At 51.4% G+C, this 809-nt stretch carries 1 protein-coding gene; it reads right to left on the minus strand.

Annotation, left to right across the window (positions count from 1 at the left end; all coding sequences use genetic code 11):
* Positions 1-809 (minus strand): FimD/PapC N-terminal domain-containing protein (locus CWM53_RS06795; RefSeq protein WP_165785035.1); only part of this gene is annotated, 809 nt, incomplete at both ends.

The raw sequence follows: 809 nt of genomic DNA on the forward strand, positions 1-809 counted from the left end.
GTTTTGGCGATACCACGAATGATTGGCGCATAGCCGCGCATACTTTCCGGCAGCATCGACGTATCGGTGGCCAGCTGAATACCCGTAAACGGCACGCTGTCAAAAATGGTTGAGAGCGATGAGCTCTCACCCATCACCAGGTTACTGTTGATCGGGCGAATACTGCGCTGCATATAGAGATAGGCGGAATCCCAGTCCCCGGCACCGCTATTGTTTTTATTCCAGGTGCTGAGGTTACGGATACGCCATGGGCCAACGTTGAGGCCAGACTGCAGGTTCAGGCTGTAGTATTCCTCATTAGCCTGCATATCGTTCGAGCCGCTGAACTGGTAGTTCACCAGCAGGGCGTTGATGCCATCATCAAACTGATCCGGTGGAATATATCCCTGCGCGGTAGTGGATAAGGCCGCCTGCGGAATAGAAATATTTAAGCGCTGGGCGGTGAAGTCAAAATCCGCTTTGGTGTCTGGGATGACCGAAAAGTTTGCGCAGCCGTTTTTGTCCTCGGCTAACTCTGGAAAGGCTTTTATCTTTACACCATATTCCGCGAGTGCTTTTAGACTCAGGCAGGGAACCAGGGCAGGTTCGCGGTTATCGTCGGTGGCGCGATTGTTGGCGACAAACTTTATCGTCCTGGTATCCAGGTAGCGGCCATTAAACATGATATCGACCCGATAATCCCCCGGCGCCTGTGCGTACTGGGTCTGAAATATGGATAAGTCGGGAGTGGTTGATGGATCGCTACCATTCAATGAACTAATGAATGAGGGATCGACAAAGTCACGTGCTTGCGCTTTATTATTCAAACC

Origin of the sequence: Klebsiella sp. A-Nf5, assembly GCF_002810545.1 — a bacterium.
Classification (GTDB): Bacteria; Pseudomonadota; Gammaproteobacteria; order Enterobacterales; family Enterobacteriaceae; genus Klebsiella; species Klebsiella variicola.